The organism is Paenibacillus lactis (genome assembly GCF_017873605.1).
Taxonomy (GTDB): domain Bacteria; phylum Bacillota; class Bacilli; order Paenibacillales; family Paenibacillaceae; genus Paenibacillus_AQ; species Paenibacillus_AQ lactis.
Map to the genome: position 1 here is coordinate 295793 of NZ_JAGGKI010000003.1, position 16056 is coordinate 311848.

A 16056-nucleotide genomic window follows, 5' to 3' on the forward strand; every position below is an offset into this window, starting at 1 on the left:
TACTTATCTCGCTTGCATTTACTTTATCTGAATCCGCGTGTCCCGGGCAAGGACAAGGCTTGCCTTTCCTTATTTTCTCGTCCGGTTCGCGGTGAGCAGCACCTGCGGCGCGCCGTTCTCGGGGTGCTTGACGACGGAAGGCATGACCCGGAAAATCCGGCTGATATACGCCTCGGTCAGCACTTCCTCCGGTGACCCCATTCCTGCAACGCGCCCCTCATGAAGCACGAGCAGCTTATCGCAAAACTGAGCGGCCAGGTTCAAATCGTGCAGGACACTGATTACGGTAATTTCCGATGCCTGTCTCCAAGCGTCTACCATCTCCATGAATTGAAGCTGATAATGAATATCGAGGTAGGTCGTCGGTTCATCCAGCATCAGGAGCGACGGTTCCTGCACCATCACCTTGCCGAGCGCAACGCGCTGCCGCTGGCCGCCGCTCAGCTCCGTAAGACGCCGCTCCTGAATATCGCGAAGCTCCAGCTTCTCCATGATGCTGTCAATCAGGGGTGCCGCATCCTGCTCCTCCCGGCCAAGCCAGTTCAGGAATGGATAGCGCCCCATCTCGAGCACTTCCCGCACCGTAAAATCAGTCGGGTCCAGCCCCTCCTGCTGGAGCACGGCTACGATTCGGGCGAGCGCCTTGCGGCTGTAGCTTCCGATTTCTCGGTCCAAAAGGCGCACACTGCCCTTGGAAGGACGCTCCACTCCGGACAGCAGCTGCATTAGCGTAGACTTGCCGCTGCCGTTCGGCCCGATGATGCCCCACCATTCGCCTTTTCCGACCCGAAGCTCGACCTCCGACAATACCTGCGTGCGGCCATAGGCCTTCGACAGCCCTTGGGCAACGAGCATCATGAGAATCCCTCCCTGCGCCGCTTCTTGTTCCGGTAGAGCAAATACGCGAAGAAGGGAGCGCCGATAAACGCAGTGACCACTCCGAGCGGAATTTCAGTCGGAGCGAGCACCGATCGCGCCGCCGTATCGCACCACACCATGAAAATAGCGCCTCCCAGCGCGGATATCGGAATAATGACACGGTAATCCGAGCCCGTCATGAGCCGGATCATATGCGGCACCACCAGTCCAACGAAACCGATCACGCCCGAGACCGAAACGGCCGCGGCTGCAAGAAGCGTAGCTACGACCAAGACGCTGGTCTTCAGCCGGTCCACGTTCAGCCCCATATGGGCAGCCTGCCTTTCGCCGAGCGACAGCAGATTCAAAGCCCGCGAGCGGCTCCACAAATAAATAAGCCCTACCCCAAAATACGGGAAAAGGATGGCCACGTAGGACCATCCGCGCATGCTCAAGCTTCCCATCGTCCAGAACAGGATCTGGTTCACCGTGTCTTTGGACATCACCGTCAGGAAGGATACGACAGCGCCGAGAAAGGATTGCATCACGACCCCGGACAAGATAAGTCCGTGCACCGGCAGCTTCCCCTGATCCCGTGCCAGCAGCAGAACGACCCACAGCGTGCCCGCACCGGTCAGAAACGCAACCAGCGGCAATGTATAACCTCCGGCAAAGGAATACTCCATTCCGAAAAAAATGAGGGACGCCGCCCCGAGCGCGGCCCCGGACGACACGCCCAGCGTAAACGGATCAGCCAGCGGATTGCGCAGCACGCCTTGAAACGCCGCTCCTGCCACCGCAAGCGAGGCGCCGACCAGCATTCCTAGCAGAATGCGCGGGAGCCTCACCTTCATCAAAATCTGCTCGGAGGATACCTCCCAGCCCGGGACGATCGCATCGCCGAGCCACGGCAGCCGATGCAGCAGCATCGCTCCGATCTCGCTAACAGGCAGGTGGACCGAGCCGATTCCGAGGCTGACGATCAAAGTCAACAGCAGCAGGACAATGCCGGCCGATCCGTAACCCGCCAGTTTTTGTCTCATGGTGTCATCAATTCCGGATAAATGGCTTTGGCCACTTCAATCAGGCCTTGCGTAACGCGCGGTCCCGGACGGCTGAGCAGATTATCGTCCATCGCAATGACCCGGTCGTTCTTGATCGCTTCGATCTGATCCCAACCGTCCCGCTCTTTAATCATCTGATCCAGCGTTTTCTTGGTGGCTTCGTCGACAACATTGCTTGAATACAGGATGACATCCGGATTCGCCGCAATAATGTTCTCCTCACTGATCTCGAACCAGCCCTCCGTATCCCCGGCTGCGTTGACGCCGCCAGCCAGCGTGATCATCTCATCCATGAACTCGCCTTTGCCGACGGTCCAGCCCGGCGAGAACTCGACATACACTTTCTTCTTGTCCTCTTCCTTCACGGATTTCACCGCTTCCGTAACACTTGCCAGCTCCTGCCGCATTTGCTCGACCACAGTCTGCGCTTCCTCCTGACGGTCGGTAATTTGTCCGACCAGCGTAATGGAAGACATCACTTCTTCAATCGTGGACGGATCGTTAACGAACAATTTCACGCCCATCCCGCGGAGCTTCTCCGCGTTTTCCGCATTCATCGACGCACTGAAGACGACATCGGCCTCAGCTGCGATTACAGCCTCTTCATTCACCTGGAAGCCTCCCATTTTCGGCTTGGATTTCGCGGCTTCCGGATAATCATCCAAATCGGATACGCCTACGATCTCCTCATCCAGTCCGAGGGCAAACAGCTTTTCCGTCTCGGACGGGGCCAGGGATACGATACGGGTCGGCGCCTTCTCGAAGGTGACCTCTGTTCCGGTCGCATCTTTGACGGTGAGCGGATACTGCGTCTTCAGCGCCCCCTGCTCCTCCGCAGGCTGTTCAGCCGGCTTCTCCTGCTGGGCAGGCGTTTCCGAAGGCGCACTGTTCGGCGCGGCATCCTCGGCGCTACCGCAGGCGATCAGCGACAGCGCCATCAGCATCGCCACGATCAATACGGACCATGATTTCAACATTGCTTTCATTTTCTTGTTTCCCCCTACGTCATCATTGAGAACCCTAGCCTGCATATTTCACAACTTCAATTCCGATCCTTACCGGGTATGAAAACGACTGTCCTCGCATGTATAAGGAGAACTCGCCGGGTTCCACCGCACCTAATCCTCCGGGTACCCCTGCCATCCGATAGGACGAAAATACCGGTGTGCCCCGGCAGCGGGATCAGGTGGCCGGCATCGCCTCTTCGTTCTCCAGCAAAAATCCCCGACTCCTTGACGAATAAGGAATCGGGGATTACGTTTCAGCTTCAGGACACCTGCAAACATATAGCATTGATCATCAACAAAGCAGCTTATTGCCGGAAAACCGTACCTCGACAGCTCCTGCCGCTCCCGCGATCAAAACGGGTCCAAGTGAACGTAATCCTCTCCTCGAAGGACCGTCATTCATTGCCGAGGGCAGGTCTCCTGACTTACAGGCCTAACGACTTCTCCGCCTTCCCAAGCGCATTAGCGCTCAGTGGCATAAGGGGAAGTCTCCTGCTTCACAGTGGCGGGACCGTGCCGGATTTGCACCGGCTTCCCTATTAACCCGAAAGGCAGGCCGTCAATACCGGCTGCCTGTCCAGGACCCTCGCAAATCATATGAATCATGCTTATATAGCCAAGCTGGATTTCTCTGAACAAGATTATAGGGGATAACCCCTGCCCTTACAACTAAAGGATTCACCCATTCTTCGAGTATAATGGTACTGAAAGTTCTTGTTATCGTTCATTATTCGCCTGAAATCACATCTTTTTGAAAAAGGGAAGTGAATCCGTGATGAATATTCCTTCAAACCATAAGCCGGAGAGGCTCCGTCTGACCGTCCTCGAACCCGAGCATCTTCCGGTGCTGGGCCAATTCTCCCTCCCGGAGCACCAGCGAAGATTCACTTCGCTTCCGGACGAAGCGTTGAAGAAGCTCGGCAATCCCCCTACAGAAGACAAGCTGCCGGTCGTTCTGCTCGCGGCGGATAAGCCCGTCGCCTTCTTCATCCTGGATCGCGGGGAACGTATCGCGCGTTATACGCCGAACCAAAGCGCCGTGCTCCTTCGCGCCCTGTCCGTTGATCACAAGGAGCAGGGGCGGGGCTATGGGCAAGCTGCCATGCGCCTGCTGCCCGAATTCATTCGCTCGCGCCTGCCGGGAGTGAACGAGGTTGCCCTGGCGGTGAATGCCCGTAACGAGCATGCCCGTCACGTCTATATCCGAGCCGGCTACCGGGACCGGGGATACCGGGTTATGGGCGTGCAAGGCATCCAGCATATACTGCATCTCGATCTGGCGCTCCATTGATGTGTCCTCTTATGGATTGCCTACGCTGCTTGCCCATTGGTATGGCAGGGCTGTCAGCCCATTATCTTACCCTGCCAGCTCTGTCCGTTCCATGCCAGCTTCAGCCTCAGCTCCTCACCCGGCAGGATGCGCAGGCTCCAAAAAGGGGTATCCGGAACCGTAGCCGCCGCGATCTGGCGAATCACGCCGCCATGCGTGACGACCAGCAAGTCGGGAATTCTTTTGGAATCCCGGCCCCTGGCTTCACCGTTCTCGTCATTCTCAAAGCTGCGGCATAGATCTTGGTGCAATCCCGCCAAAAAATGCTGAATCCGGGACGCGAAGGCTTCCCAGCTCTCTCCGCCCGGCGGAGTAACAGCTGCAGGGTTCTCAATCCAGCGGCGATATAACGGGTTATTCTTCAAATCCTCGTAGGTTTTCCCCTCCCACTCCCCGAAATGAAGCTCGCGCAGCCTGCGGTCATACACCGCTCCCGGAATTGGCAAAACTTCCGTATTCCCGATTAGACCCGGGCTATGGACCTCGTCACCAGTCAGCAAATAGCGAAGGGTCTGCTTGCATCTGAGCAGGTCGCTGCAGTATACGCGTGCCCATTGCAGGCCTTGGAGCCGCCGCGCCAGCGGGGCCAGCTGTTCCAGCTCCGCGGAGATCACGCCCTGATCCTCATGGCCAAGGTATCGCCGCTCCTGATTCCACCGCGTAACGCCGTGCCGGACCAGGTGCAGGACAACCTGCAGCGGACTCGTATCTTTTTCAAGTAGTTGAATATCCCTCTTATCCTCCGTATGGTATGCAAAGTGTGCAGGATGTGCATTTTTCACGTCCTTTGCATCCTTTGCGTCCTTTGCGTCTTTTGCGTCTTTTGCGTCTTTTGCGTCTTTTGCATCAATCGCGTCTATCGCCTCATTCACGTCGTTCGCTTCGTTCAAGGCTTTTGCCTGATCCCCATCGATCGCTTCCAATGCGGCGTTTGCGTCAATTGCCTTATTGCTTTGTATTGCATCCAGTCCTACGTCCTCATCGTTTGCATTCACGATATCCTTCGGCTCCCTCATACCCATGCTCCCCCGCCTGCGGCGATAACGATCGCCAATACGGCGGTGCCGATCACGGTAAAAATCACCGAAGCCGCGAGGAGCAGCCGGGTCGTGATGCGGATGTCCTCCGCATTCAGCGCCCGCTCCGGATCTCCCATATATGCCCGGAACGAAACGATCCCTTGATAAGAATTTTCCCCGCCAAGGCGAATGCCGAGCGCACCGGCCACCGCCGATTCCGGAAATCCGCTGTTTGGGCTCGGGTGTTTCCTCGCATCTCTTCGGACCATTGCGATGGACTTGCGCCATGGCAAGGAGAACATCGCGGCCGAGATGGCCACCAGCCCCGCCGTCAGCCGGGCGGGAATCCAGTTCGCGACATCATCCAGCCGGGCCGATGCCCAGCCAATATGCTCGTATTTCTCATTCTTATACCCGACCATCGAATCAAGCGTGTTCACCGCCCGGTAAGCCATCGCCAAGGGCGCCCCGCCGATGAGGGCATACAGCAGCGGGGAGATGACCGCATCGACGATATTTTCCGCCACCGTCTCCACCGTTCCCCGCACGATTTCCGGCTCATCCAAATGGGCCGTGTCCCTTCCTACGATCATGCCCAGCGAGCGGCGGGCAGCCGGTAGATCGCCGGCACGAAGGTGGCCGTAAACCTCAAGGCCGGCATCGCGCAGCCCTTTTACCGCGATGGTTGTCGCAATGAGCACCGCCTCTGCACCTGCGGCCAGCCAAGGATGAATAAAGGCACACAGCATCAGGAGCAGCAGCGTGATTGCATATGAACCGCCTGCAACGATCAGCGGGAGCAGAATGCCGGCTCGCTTCAAGCCTGCCGGCGATTGGGTACGGGAGCGAATCAGCTTCTCCACTGCGCGGATCGCTTTACCCATGCCGATAACCGGGTGCGGAAGCCATCTGGGGTCACCGATCAGCAGGTCGATTACAACGGCCGCCCATAGGATCCAGACCGCGGTCATGACCGCTCATCTCTTTCTGTCCGAAGGCTTTCGGTAACGCTGTTATACACGAGGCGTCCAATCATACCGCCAAGATCGGTTGCGGTGCCGGCATAGCGGTGCTCCACCCCGTAGGCTTCATTCCCGCTGACGGCGAGCACGATCGCATCGGTCGTCGTCCCGGTAGCAGCAGCCCCGGTTTCGTGATCCGCAATCCCCAAATCACCGAGCGCTGCCGCTTTCGCTTCCGTAGCGGTCAGGATCGCGTTCACCATGCAGGCAGGCGTCATCCTCCCGTCGATCATCAGCATGATATTGATCGTGCCAGGCTGATAGGCGGCGAAGGTGGTCCGGTTGATGCCTGCCCGCGCAGCATTGCCTGTTCCGGCCGTTGTGCAGCACAGAATGGAAGCCTGGGAGCCGCCCTCCTCCCAGATTGACGTATATTTCAGCCGGACGGCGGTTAATAACCCGGCCGTCGCATCCTCCGGGTATCCGCAGCCGCGAATGAAGCTGTGCATGTCCTTCACGGGATCACTGCAATCGTAGCGCCGGTCCACATACCGGTTAACGATATGATTCAGTCTTGCATAGCCTCCGCCATACACCGCGCTGCCCAAGGCATCCGCCGGCTGCGGGAGCGATATGCGGATATGCGGGTGCTCCGGGTAGCCCTCGGATGAAACGATCAGGCCGGGCCATACGGCGGACGAATATCTGCACGGCTCCGTCATGTGCAAAAAAGGTACTGCCACGTCTATCTCTCCCTGCTCTAAACATTTGAAATGGCTCCCCGGTTAAAGTCACTGCGAAGTGACGGGGGAGTTTAAAGATCGTGCATACTTCTCCCTGTATGCACGATGCTTGGTGGGGCATGCTTGGAGGGCTGGTTGTCCATATTCCCCACCCGCTTGGCTCGTTCCTCGCCATCACTGCAGTATTCAAGGGAGACTGGTGAATTCGAGATGCATATCTGTTCTTCGAACCCGATTGTCCCTCAGGTAACGCTAGCTTAGGCTTGCTGCCTCGACACTGTGGAACGTAGGTCGCCGCCCTTCACGCCTCCGGCCGAGCCGAGCCCTGGAGCACTTCCGCAGCGGTTTGCAGCAGCCTGCTGTTGGATTCCCCATCCTTTACAGCCAGGCGGAAATGGCGTTCTCCCAGTCCGGGATACATGGCGCAGCTGCGAATCAGGACACCGCGCATGCCCATTGCCGTTTGAAATGCCGCTGCCGTCCAACCGGTCGGCAGCTCTCCCAGCAAATAGTTGACTTCCCCTGGCGTCACGTCCACACCGAGCGCCTGCAGCCCGTCGGTGAGCCTCAAACGCTCGCCATGGATCAGCTCCAGGGTTCGCCGCTCATACTCGCTGCCGCTTCTTAGACAGGCTTCCCCTGCCAGCAGGGCCAGTCCGTTGACGCTCCATGTCACTTGCATGGCTGACATGGACTGGATGACGTCCGGATGGCCGACCGCATAACCGAGGCGCAGTCCCGGTATCGCATAGAACTTGGTCATCGATCTTATAATGACGGTCCTTGAATAAGAGGACAGCTCCGGCAGCAGCGTCTGCCTCTCTCCATGCGGAATGAAATCCATGAACGCTTCATCCAGCACGAGCCACGTACCCAGCCGCTGCGCCTCCCCTGCGATTGCCCGGATGTCTTCCAGGCTGTACTGTACGCCGTTCGGGTTGTTCGGCTGTCCCAGGAACACCAGGTCACAGCCGGACAACAGCTCCATGATCCGCCGGCTGGACGCGCGCCATGCCCCTTCCATCTCGCCGCTTACGGAGCGTATATCCGCTCCGAACTTAAGAGCCAATTCGCGGTATTCCGAGAAACAGGGATCCACGACGCCGACAATCTCAGGCCTTAGTGCCAGCAAGAGCAGGGCCATGCATTCGGCGGCACCGTTTCCGACCAGAATATTTTCGGTCCCGGCTCCCACGTGCTCGGCAAGCATCGCCTTGAACCGGCGATGCCCCGGGTCGGGGTAACGAATGACCGCTCTCAGACCATCCCGCAATGCTGCGATAACTTCCACCGGAGGGCCTAATGGATTAATGTTGGCACTGTAGTCGAGAATAGCCTCCGCCCTTTGTCCAAACCTCGCCGCGGCCGTCTCGATATCGCCTCCGTGACCGTATACTTCGATCCAAGACTGCTTGGTTTCCGTCATTTCTCACGCCTCCTGTACTTGCTGCTCGCAATGCCATCATTATGTGGGTACCTTCACCCAAACGTCAATACGGAATGCTTTGTCTTTCGCACTGCAATTGGTTTACAATAAGTGAATAAGAAGCAATTCCAATCTAAATACATGTAACGACGGAGGATGTTATGCTGTTTATCGATAATCAGGGAATCCACGATCCCGCCATCAATCTGGCGATTGAAGAATACGCCTTGAAGCACTTGTCCATGGACGAGAGCTACCTTCTCTTTTACATTAATAAGCCTTCCATCATTATCGGGAAGCATCAGAATACGATTGAGGAAATCAATCAGGAGTACGTCCGCAACAACAACATCCAGGTCGTTCGCCGGCTGTCCGGCGGAGGCGCGGTGTATCATGACCTCGGCAACCTCAATTTCAGCTTTATTACGAAGGATGACGGCCAATCCTTCCACAATTTCCTGAAGTTCACGCAGCCTGTCATCGACTTTTTGCGAAAAATGGGCGTGCCTGCAGAATTAAGCGGCCGCAATGACCTTCAGGTCGGCGAGAAGAAGATATCGGGCAATGCCCAATTCTCCACCCGCGGGCGCATGTTCAGCCACGGAACGCTCATGTTCGATTTGAACCTGGATGATGTACAAGCTTCCTTGAACGCTAATCCGGAAAAATTCAAATCCAAGAGCACGAAATCGGTGCGCAGCCGCGTAGCCAACATCAAAGAGCTGCTCGGCACCGACATGACGATCGAGGAGTTCCGCGCAGAGCTGCTGCGTTCCATTTTTGGCATGGAGCCGGATCAGGTGCCGCAGTATGTGCTGCAGGACAAGGATTGGGAGATCATCAATCAAATCTCCAAAGAGCGTTATCAGAATTGGGATTGGAACTACGGCCTGTCGCCGGAGAGCAACGTAAAGCATGCCAAGAAATTTCCGGTCGGCATTATTGATATCCGGATGGATATCCGTGAGGGGCATATCGGAGAAATTAAAATTTACGGGGATTTCTTCGGTGTAGGCGATGTCGCCGATATCGAAAACCTCCTCCGCGGCAAAAAATACGAGGAGCAAACCGTTCGCGCCGCCTTGTCCGGCGTTGACGTCAAGCACTATTTCGGCAACCTCGAAATGGACGATCTGGTAGGACTCATCTTCCTCGAGGAATAGCATCCTCCCCAAGCGGCACAAACAGACCCGCCCTTCAGCGAAAGCGCAATCGCTCGCTGCTGTGGGCGGGTCTTCTCTTTGTCCGTTTTATCCGCATACATCTAACGGACCGAGGTTGTTCCTTAAGGCTTCCTCCGAACGGGATTAGCCCGATGCCATGAACACGTACCACAACAGCACCAGCGTCAGCAGAATGCAAATATTCTCCACCGTGCGGCCCCAGCGGCTCCCCGTGCTCATGATCTTCAGCTTGATTCGCCATTTCAGCGGCGGCAGCGGCCGAATGCCTCGATTCGTCAAGGCATCGGAGAGCAAATGGATGGAATACGACAAGCCCCCGGCAAACCACAGGCTTTCCGCTCCCTCCTTGCCCTGTGAGGCAAAATACAGGAGCGCGCACCAGCCGCAAGCGGCGTAAATCGTGTGCGTGAACCCGCGATGGGTGACAAGCGAGGCCACGATCAGTACGCTGCCTGCAATCAGGTTCCATGGACTGAAGCCTTGTCCGAAGGCGATAAGGCCAAGCCCGATCAGAAACATGACGACATGCCGAAGCGTCCTGCTTGGCAGAAAGGATACAACCCCGATTAGTCCGGCCAAGGCGAAATTCCAGGGCGCATAGTCGCGGCCATAGAACAATACGAATAGAGCCGCCCCGATCATGGCCAGCTGCAGCAGGCGCAGTATTTCGGCAGGAATGGCCTTGCGAACCAGCAGGGAATTCGGCTCGTCAATATCGGGAAGCAGCGAGCTGACTAAGGCCACCGCGGCGGCGGGCAGCGTCACCTGAACCCCGCTCATGCCCATAACCGATAACGTGACCCCTGTGCTGATAATTAAATGTGCTCTTCCCATCATGATGCAATTCTTCCTTTCTCAGCTCTTCCATGTGTCTTGGAGTCCTATAATAGCGCTGTATACCCGCTTCACAATCACCCGAAAGCGAATATACGTTCGGTTTAATAGTATAGCAAAATCATCCTCTTTTTGTCCAGACCTTCCATCTGAGGACCCCTTGAAACGGTTGTCCGATTCTTCATTTTGGGATACAATTTGATCACTTGCCTGCACTGCGATGCCAGACCCAGCCAAGAAATGACGTCTGATCCCGAGCGCTTGGGGTGCAGCAGCTTTAACGACTAGCCCGCTCCGGTCGCATCCGGGCTTTTCATTATGCTAGATAACATTTACATACGAATTTGAAAGGATGACACCATCGTGAACCGATCTCGCGCTGCCGATCTCAGCCTCCTTCTGGTCGCCATGATGTGGGGATGTACGTTTCTCATCGTTCAGCATGCGGTACGCGTGCTTCCGCCCATGGCTTTCAACAGCGTCCGTTTTCTCGGCGCCGCCTTGCTGCTGGCCATCATCATTACCGTCTTCTATCGGAGCCAATGGAAGGAAATGACCCTTAAAATGCTCCTGCACTCGTGCGTGCTGGGCCTTTTTTTATTCATAGGCTATGCCTTTCAAACCGCGGGATTGCTGTACACAACGACCTCGAACGCGGGGTTCATCACCGGACTATCCGTTGTGCTGGTGCCCTTCCTGTCCTTTGCTCTGCTTCGGCATTCGATTTCCAAGTATACCTGGTTCAGCGCGCTGCTTGCAGCGGCAGGGCTGTACTTGTTGACCTTCTCCGGATCGGGCATGAGCCTGAACCGCGGTGACCTCCTCATCTTTGTATGCGCAATCGGTTTTGCGCTGCATATCGGTTATACGGGGATCTATGCCGGACGCTACCCTGCCCTGCCGCTCGCGGCGCTGCAAATGGCGGTCGTCGGACTGCTTAGCCTCGCCGCTTCTGCCTTGACGGAGCCTGTTTCGGATCCCGCTGCCCTCTTTGAGCAGCTGACCCGGCCCCATGTGCTGTGGGCACTGGCCGTATCGATCGGGCCCACAAGCGCTTTTGCCTTCTGGATCCAGACGGTATGCCAGAAGTATACGACGCCGTCCAGGGTCGCGATCATTTTCGCGACAGAGCCTGTTTTTGCCGCGCTGACCGGCATTTTGTTCGCGGGCGAGCGGCTTACATTCATCGGCGGTATCGGCTGTGTATGCATTTTGGCCGGGATGGTGGTTGCGGAATTGAAATCCGTGCCGCCAAAGGTACAATCGGAGGCCGTTTAGAGGTACAATAGAAGGCAGATACAGATAGAGACCAGAGACCGACCAAAGGAGAGAAGACCATGACAACCTACAAACTGATGGCCATCGATATCGACGACACGCTGATCAATGATGACAAGGAGGTTACGCCCGGGGTCCAGCAAGCACTGGAAGAGGCCGTTTCGAAGGGCGTCGTTGTCACGCTCGCTACGGGGCGTGCCTATGCATCAGCCCAAGCGATAGCCAGACAAACCGGACTTAACGTTCCGATCATTACCTATCAAGGTGCCCTCATCAAAAACCTGCTGGACGAAAAGGTGCTGTACGAGCGCTATTTCCCGATCGATGCCGCCGTTAAGCTCTATGAATACTGCGTGGAGCACAATCTTCATCTGCAGACCTATATCGACGACAAGCTCTATGCCCGTGAGGAAAACCAAAAGCTGATCGACTACTGCGCACTGAACCGGACCCCTTATTATATAGAGCCGGACTTTATGAAGATGGTGAAGCAGCCAACCCCGAAAATGCTTATTATCGATGATCCGGACGTGTTGGACGAGCTCATCCCTATCTTCCGCGAGCTGCTGGGCGAAGACGTGCATATTACGAAATCGAAGCCGCATTTTCTGGAGTTCATGCATAAAGAGGGGACGAAAGGCCATGCGCTTACGTTCCTGGCCAATCATTTCGGCTGCGACCTGAAAGAAACCATCGCGATCGGGGACTCCTGGAATGACCATGAAATGCTCGAAGCGGCAGGACTTGGCGTTGCGATGGGCAATGCCATTGAGCCGCTGAAAGTAATCGCCGATTTTGTGACGAAGAGCAATAACGAGGACGGCGTCAAGCACGTCATTGATACCTTTATCCTCAACCCGAGCTAATGTATATAATGCTGCAACAAGCCTCCGTCTCTGACGGGGGCTTGTTCTATGTTCACGAACCTGTATCAAGCGAATTCCTCTACCCCTCCGACTTCAGCTAACGGTCCCGCTCCGGATCAAATGTATGAATCGGCTTGTGCTCCGCGGACTCGTCCGCCCCCATGAGCCCCACCTCAATGCACAACTCCATCAATTTCTGAATCCCGATATACTGCCGACGATTCCGCTGATGAATGCCGGCCAGCGCTTGCTTCAGCAGCTTTCTGGCATGGTCGATGCTCTGGTTCTCCACCACCTGGACAATCTCTTTGATTTTATCGAGAAAAAATACGGTCGTTCGCAGCGATCGGATCAGCAGAACTTGACGAACATGCTTCGGCGTATACAGCCGGTATCCGTTCTCGGGATTCCGATCGGGTGTCAGCACCCCCTCCTTCTCCCAATGACGGATGGCTGAGGGTTCCACATGCGTTGCTTCGGCCACCTCACCGATGGTCATGACCGGCTTCAGCTTCTTCTGATTCTCAATGGGCAGCTCCGGATTTTCCAGCATGGCCAGCGTTTCGTCGGCGGTTTTCTTCTCCTGCATAAGCTTGACTTGCTCCGCATTCACGAGCCATAACGCTGCGTCCAGCTCTCCATTTTGTACATGACGAAGCACCTCGTAGGTAACTGCGTATCCGAATCCGGGAAACATGGCCCGAAGGCAGCGGAAATAAGCGAGATGCACTTGCGTATATAAACGGTACCCGTTCGCGCTCCGTTCCGGTGCAGGCACGACGCCCCAGGATTCATAATGTCTTAACGCGCTTGTGCTGATCCCGAGTTCATCGGCAATTTCCTTCGGCTTGTAAAAAGGCATGCGGCTTCCCTCCCTCTTCCGATTGAGAACCTACTGTACCAGAAACACGAGGCTCTTGCAAACCTTAAAATTCAACCTTAAAGCTCTTTGATAAGGTTCCAAAATATAAAAGCACGGAATCGAAAGGGGCACAAGCTACCCATCTTCTCACTTGCATCAATGTTGTATAGTGGTTGGTATACCGTGTATCGATTCGTTCCCTCCGCTGCTTCGATGCCCGATCCTGCCCCGCTCCCTTCGAATCACCTAAACAAGAAATAGCCGCGCACGGACAACATCCGGGCACGGCCATCTGGTTTCGATCTGTATAGGGGTGAAGCCCAACGGATTTGCTGCGCTCCTACCCTTTACTTGTGCAAGCCCACCGTCATGCCCGCCTTCGCCACGCGAACCCCTTCGGGCAGCGGGAGGGCCTTCCGCAGGTCCACATCATGGGACATATGGGTATAGATCGTCTGGCGCGGCTTTACCTCGGACAGCAGCTCCGCGGCTTCCCTCATGTCATAGACGGAGCGCGTCTCAAAAGGTGCCGTTTCATGCACGAAGCTGGTCCCCAGCACAAGCAGATCGAGGCCGTGCAGGGGTTCCTTTTCCCCGGCGCTCAGGTTAATGGAATCGGAGTTGTATACCCAATGATAATCGCCCTTGCGGAATCGGTACGCGTAACTGAAGCCGTTCTTGCCATGGTTTACTTTCCAGCAGGTTATGGCCCAGCCGCATAGCGTCACTCCATCATCCACAGCGGTCATCTCCATCTGCCGCGGCAGCCACGGGTATTGCCGGACAATCTGCTCCACCACCTCGGCCGGCGCGTATAGCCGCCCTTTCTCCCCAAGCCACCGGCACGCATCGCTCCATTCCGGAAGTCCGCCGATATGGTCGAAATGGGCATGGGTAATCAGCATGTCCCTCACCTTTCGCTTGCCGAGGCGCTCCATCATGAAGCGCCAATCCGGTCCGCAATCGATGATGAATTCCTCTCCGCCGCCCTCCACCAGCACCGAGGAACGAAGCCGGCGATTCATCCCCGTCTCTCGTGCCTCCCTACAGACCTGGCAATCACAATACACCCGAGGGACTCCCATCGCATCCCCCGTGCCTAAAAAAGTAAGCCGATCCTCCATCTGCATCTCCTCCGTTCTAACCGCATCTATCTAACTAGGAGTTCCTGGTTTCTTGGTGAACGCTTGTCCCGCGGATCTCGTTCCCGGGTACGGATCGCGTCGCTCCAAACCTCCCTTGCCCAAAAGCAAGCGAAAGCAGCCCTTCAAATGAACAAAAAACCGCCCCGGCCCATGCCAAGCGGTCTCCTGTCTTTTATTCTTATCAAGCCTTAGCAATCCATTTAGCAACCTTATGATCTAAGCAAATGAGGGCTTATTATCATCAACGGCTCCGCTGATAACCTTGACATATTTCTTATCTACACCTTCAACCGAAGGGCCGACATATACGCTATTCTTGCTCTGGCGCCTTACCTTTCGATTACGCGATTTCAGCGTACTCAGCATCGGCACCGGTCCCCGAACCACCCAGCTCCCATTGGCGGACTCTTGCGGCTGACTTGATGAAGTTGTTTTTTTCCTCTCATTCCTGCTCATGGCGAATCCCCTCCAACTAAATGCCTGATGGTACGAAGCAGCTCACGGTTCTGTTCCACAATCTCCGCGAGTTCGTCCTCCGAAAGAACGTCATGTCCTGTAAAATGCACCGACAGCACATGATTCTCCCCTAAAGGATAGCAGAACACATACACCTGCGCAACTTCCTCTTCGTGATAAAATGCCCATTTTCCACTATTATAGACATCCATCACATAAATCGACTGGTTGCTCGGGGAACGATTCTCGCCAAACGGGAAAAATCTCCCTCTTCCTACATTACCCCCAATATGCCCGATTCCCTCATCTCCTTTTCGTGCCCAGAAGGCTGCCCCCGTTACCCGGTAATCGCCTTTGCCGGGCGGCAGCAGGGAATTGCGTACGGCTTCACTCAGCGCATGATACTTCTCGGCTTCATCCGTTACATGCACATTCCGGTTATATTCCCAGAAAAAATGCAGCACGCTCTGCTTGCGCCTAAGCTCCAATTCCTTCTGCTCAATCACGTCGTTCGGGCTGATATAAGCTCCTTCCGCTTCGATTGCATGCATAATATGCCCGCATGCGACATCCACCGCCGATTTATAATCGTTGTCGCTTCGCAGCTCGTATTCCAGCAGCGTAATGCCCTGCAGATCGGAGAGCAGATGATATTCCTTAACCGTCACGTCCTGCACGGACTCCTCATCCGGCTCCACGTGATCGGGAATGATGCAGAACACCCTTCGCCTTCCGAGCCTTCCCCAGAACAGGCCCATTTCAAACAGTGTATTGTCGCGGGTTACAAAGACATGCTTGCCTCGAATCAACGCCACATCGTCTGGAGCAAATACGAACACACCAAAGTCACTGGACGCAAGCTGCTTCTCCAAAGCCTCCATCGTATACATGTTCGCCCCGAACGTACCGCCATACCAGGGTGTCACCTGTGCCGTCCGTTTGAGCTGTTCGTGGATCGCTCGGGCATACTTGATGGACTCTCTGGAGGAGCCGATGAATAATTTCGGTTTCGGCATGGACAT

At 55.8% G+C, this 16056-nt stretch carries 16 protein-coding genes and 1 riboswitch; of the genes, 4 read left to right on the forward strand and 12 right to left on the reverse strand.

The genetic code is table 11. The annotated features are described in order from the left end of the window. Nucleotides 1-69: 69 nt before the first annotated feature. From J2Z18_RS07000 to J2Z18_RS07010, 3 genes are read right to left on the reverse strand one after another with little or no spacing between them, the layout of a single operon-like run. Nucleotides 70-855 (reverse strand): ABC transporter ATP-binding protein, encoded by a 786-nt coding sequence (locus J2Z18_RS07000; RefSeq protein ID WP_034272264.1) that lies wholly within the window; start codon nt 853-855, stop codon nt 70-72. Then, nucleotides 855-1901, reverse strand: a complete 1047-nt coding sequence (locus J2Z18_RS07005; protein ID WP_028403733.1) for a FecCD family ABC transporter permease — start codon at nt 1899-1901, stop codon at nt 855-857. The genes J2Z18_RS07000 and J2Z18_RS07005 overlap by 1 nt, the downstream gene beginning before the upstream one ends. Beyond that, the gene (locus tag J2Z18_RS07010) at nt 1898-2908 is read right to left on the reverse strand and encodes an ABC transporter substrate-binding protein (RefSeq protein WP_144877814.1); all 1011 of its coding nucleotides are present in this window, start codon (nt 2906-2908) and stop codon (nt 1898-1900) included. Before J2Z18_RS07010 ends, J2Z18_RS07005 begins: the two co-directional genes overlap by 4 nt. Nucleotides 2909-3322: 414 nt before the next feature. Then, nucleotides 3323-3532, reverse strand: a riboswitch (cobalamin riboswitch). A 172-nt stretch (nt 3533-3704) separates the two neighbouring features. Between J2Z18_RS07010 and J2Z18_RS07015 the strand changes: the two genes are divergently transcribed. Further along, on the forward strand, nt 3705-4220 hold the full coding sequence (locus J2Z18_RS07015) for a GNAT family N-acetyltransferase (protein WP_210094445.1): 516 nt from the start codon (nt 3705-3707) through the stop codon (nt 4218-4220). 53 nt (nt 4221-4273) lie between these two features. On the opposite strand, the gene J2Z18_RS07020 is transcribed toward J2Z18_RS07015, so the two are convergent. The 4 genes from J2Z18_RS07020 to cobD form a co-directional block, all read right to left on the reverse strand. Next, nucleotides 4274-5275, reverse strand: coding sequence for a histidine phosphatase family protein (locus J2Z18_RS07020; protein WP_210094446.1), 1002 nt, complete (start codon nt 5273-5275; stop codon nt 4274-4276). Next, on the reverse strand, nt 5272-6249 hold the full coding sequence (gene cbiB, locus J2Z18_RS07025) for an adenosylcobinamide-phosphate synthase CbiB (protein WP_210094447.1): 978 nt from the start codon (nt 6247-6249) through the stop codon (nt 5272-5274). The genes J2Z18_RS07020 and cbiB overlap by 4 nt, the downstream gene beginning before the upstream one ends. Continuing rightward, nucleotides 6246-6983, reverse strand: coding sequence for an adenosylcobinamide amidohydrolase (locus J2Z18_RS07030; protein ID WP_210094448.1), 738 nt, complete (start codon nt 6981-6983; stop codon nt 6246-6248). The genes cbiB and J2Z18_RS07030 overlap by 4 nt, the downstream gene beginning before the upstream one ends. 301 nt (nt 6984-7284) lie before the next feature. Next, entirely contained in the window at nt 7285-8409 is a 1125-nt protein-coding gene (cobD, locus tag J2Z18_RS07035; RefSeq protein ID WP_210094449.1) for a threonine-phosphate decarboxylase CobD, read from the reverse strand. A 161-nt stretch (nt 8410-8570) separates the two neighbouring features. On the opposite strand from cobD, the gene lplA reads away from it, so the two are divergent. Beyond that, nucleotides 8571-9572 carry a lipoate--protein ligase gene (lplA, locus tag J2Z18_RS07040; protein WP_144870359.1) on the forward strand — a complete coding sequence of 334 codons (1002 nt, stop codon included), beginning with the start codon at nt 8571-8573 and terminating at the stop codon, nt 9570-9572. A gap of 144 nt (nt 9573-9716) precedes the next feature. Here the strand turns inward: lplA and J2Z18_RS07045 are convergent, their stop codons facing one another. Beyond that, nucleotides 9717-10430, reverse strand: coding sequence for a metal-dependent hydrolase (locus J2Z18_RS07045; protein WP_007127197.1), 714 nt, complete (start codon nt 10428-10430; stop codon nt 9717-9719). Between the two features lie 360 nt (nt 10431-10790). Here J2Z18_RS07045 and J2Z18_RS07050 point away from each other — a divergent pair, with 360 nt between their 5' ends. Further along, nucleotides 10791-11705 carry a DMT family transporter gene (locus J2Z18_RS07050; protein ID WP_028403724.1) on the forward strand — a complete coding sequence of 305 codons (915 nt, stop codon included), beginning with the start codon at nt 10791-10793 and terminating at the stop codon, nt 11703-11705. 59 nt (nt 11706-11764) lie between these two features. Next, nucleotides 11765-12571, forward strand: coding sequence for a Cof-type HAD-IIB family hydrolase (locus J2Z18_RS07055; protein ID WP_210094450.1), 807 nt, complete (start codon nt 11765-11767; stop codon nt 12569-12571). Between the two features lie 97 nt (nt 12572-12668). On the opposite strand, the gene J2Z18_RS07060 is transcribed toward J2Z18_RS07055, so the two are convergent. The 4 genes from J2Z18_RS07060 to J2Z18_RS07075 all read right to left on the reverse strand — a co-directional run bounded on the left by J2Z18_RS07060 (nt 12669) and on the right by J2Z18_RS07075 (nt 16056). Further along, the gene (locus tag J2Z18_RS07060; RefSeq protein WP_007127194.1) at nt 12669-13433 is read right to left on the reverse strand and encodes a MerR family transcriptional regulator; all 765 of its coding nucleotides are present in this window, start codon (nt 13431-13433) and stop codon (nt 12669-12671) included. Between the two features lie 347 nt (nt 13434-13780). Beyond that, entirely contained in the window at nt 13781-14557 is a 777-nt protein-coding gene (locus J2Z18_RS07065; RefSeq protein ID WP_007127193.1) for an MBL fold metallo-hydrolase, read from the reverse strand. A gap of 237 nt (nt 14558-14794) precedes the next feature. Continuing rightward, nucleotides 14795-15034 carry a hypothetical protein gene (locus tag J2Z18_RS07070; RefSeq protein WP_007127192.1) on the reverse strand — a complete coding sequence of 80 codons (240 nt, stop codon included), beginning with the start codon at nt 15032-15034 and terminating at the stop codon, nt 14795-14797. Further along, complete coding sequence (locus J2Z18_RS07075) at nt 15031-16056, reverse strand: TIR domain-containing protein (RefSeq protein ID WP_028403723.1); 1026 nt, start codon at nt 16054-16056, stop codon at nt 15031-15033. The genes J2Z18_RS07070 and J2Z18_RS07075 overlap by 4 nt, the downstream gene beginning before the upstream one ends.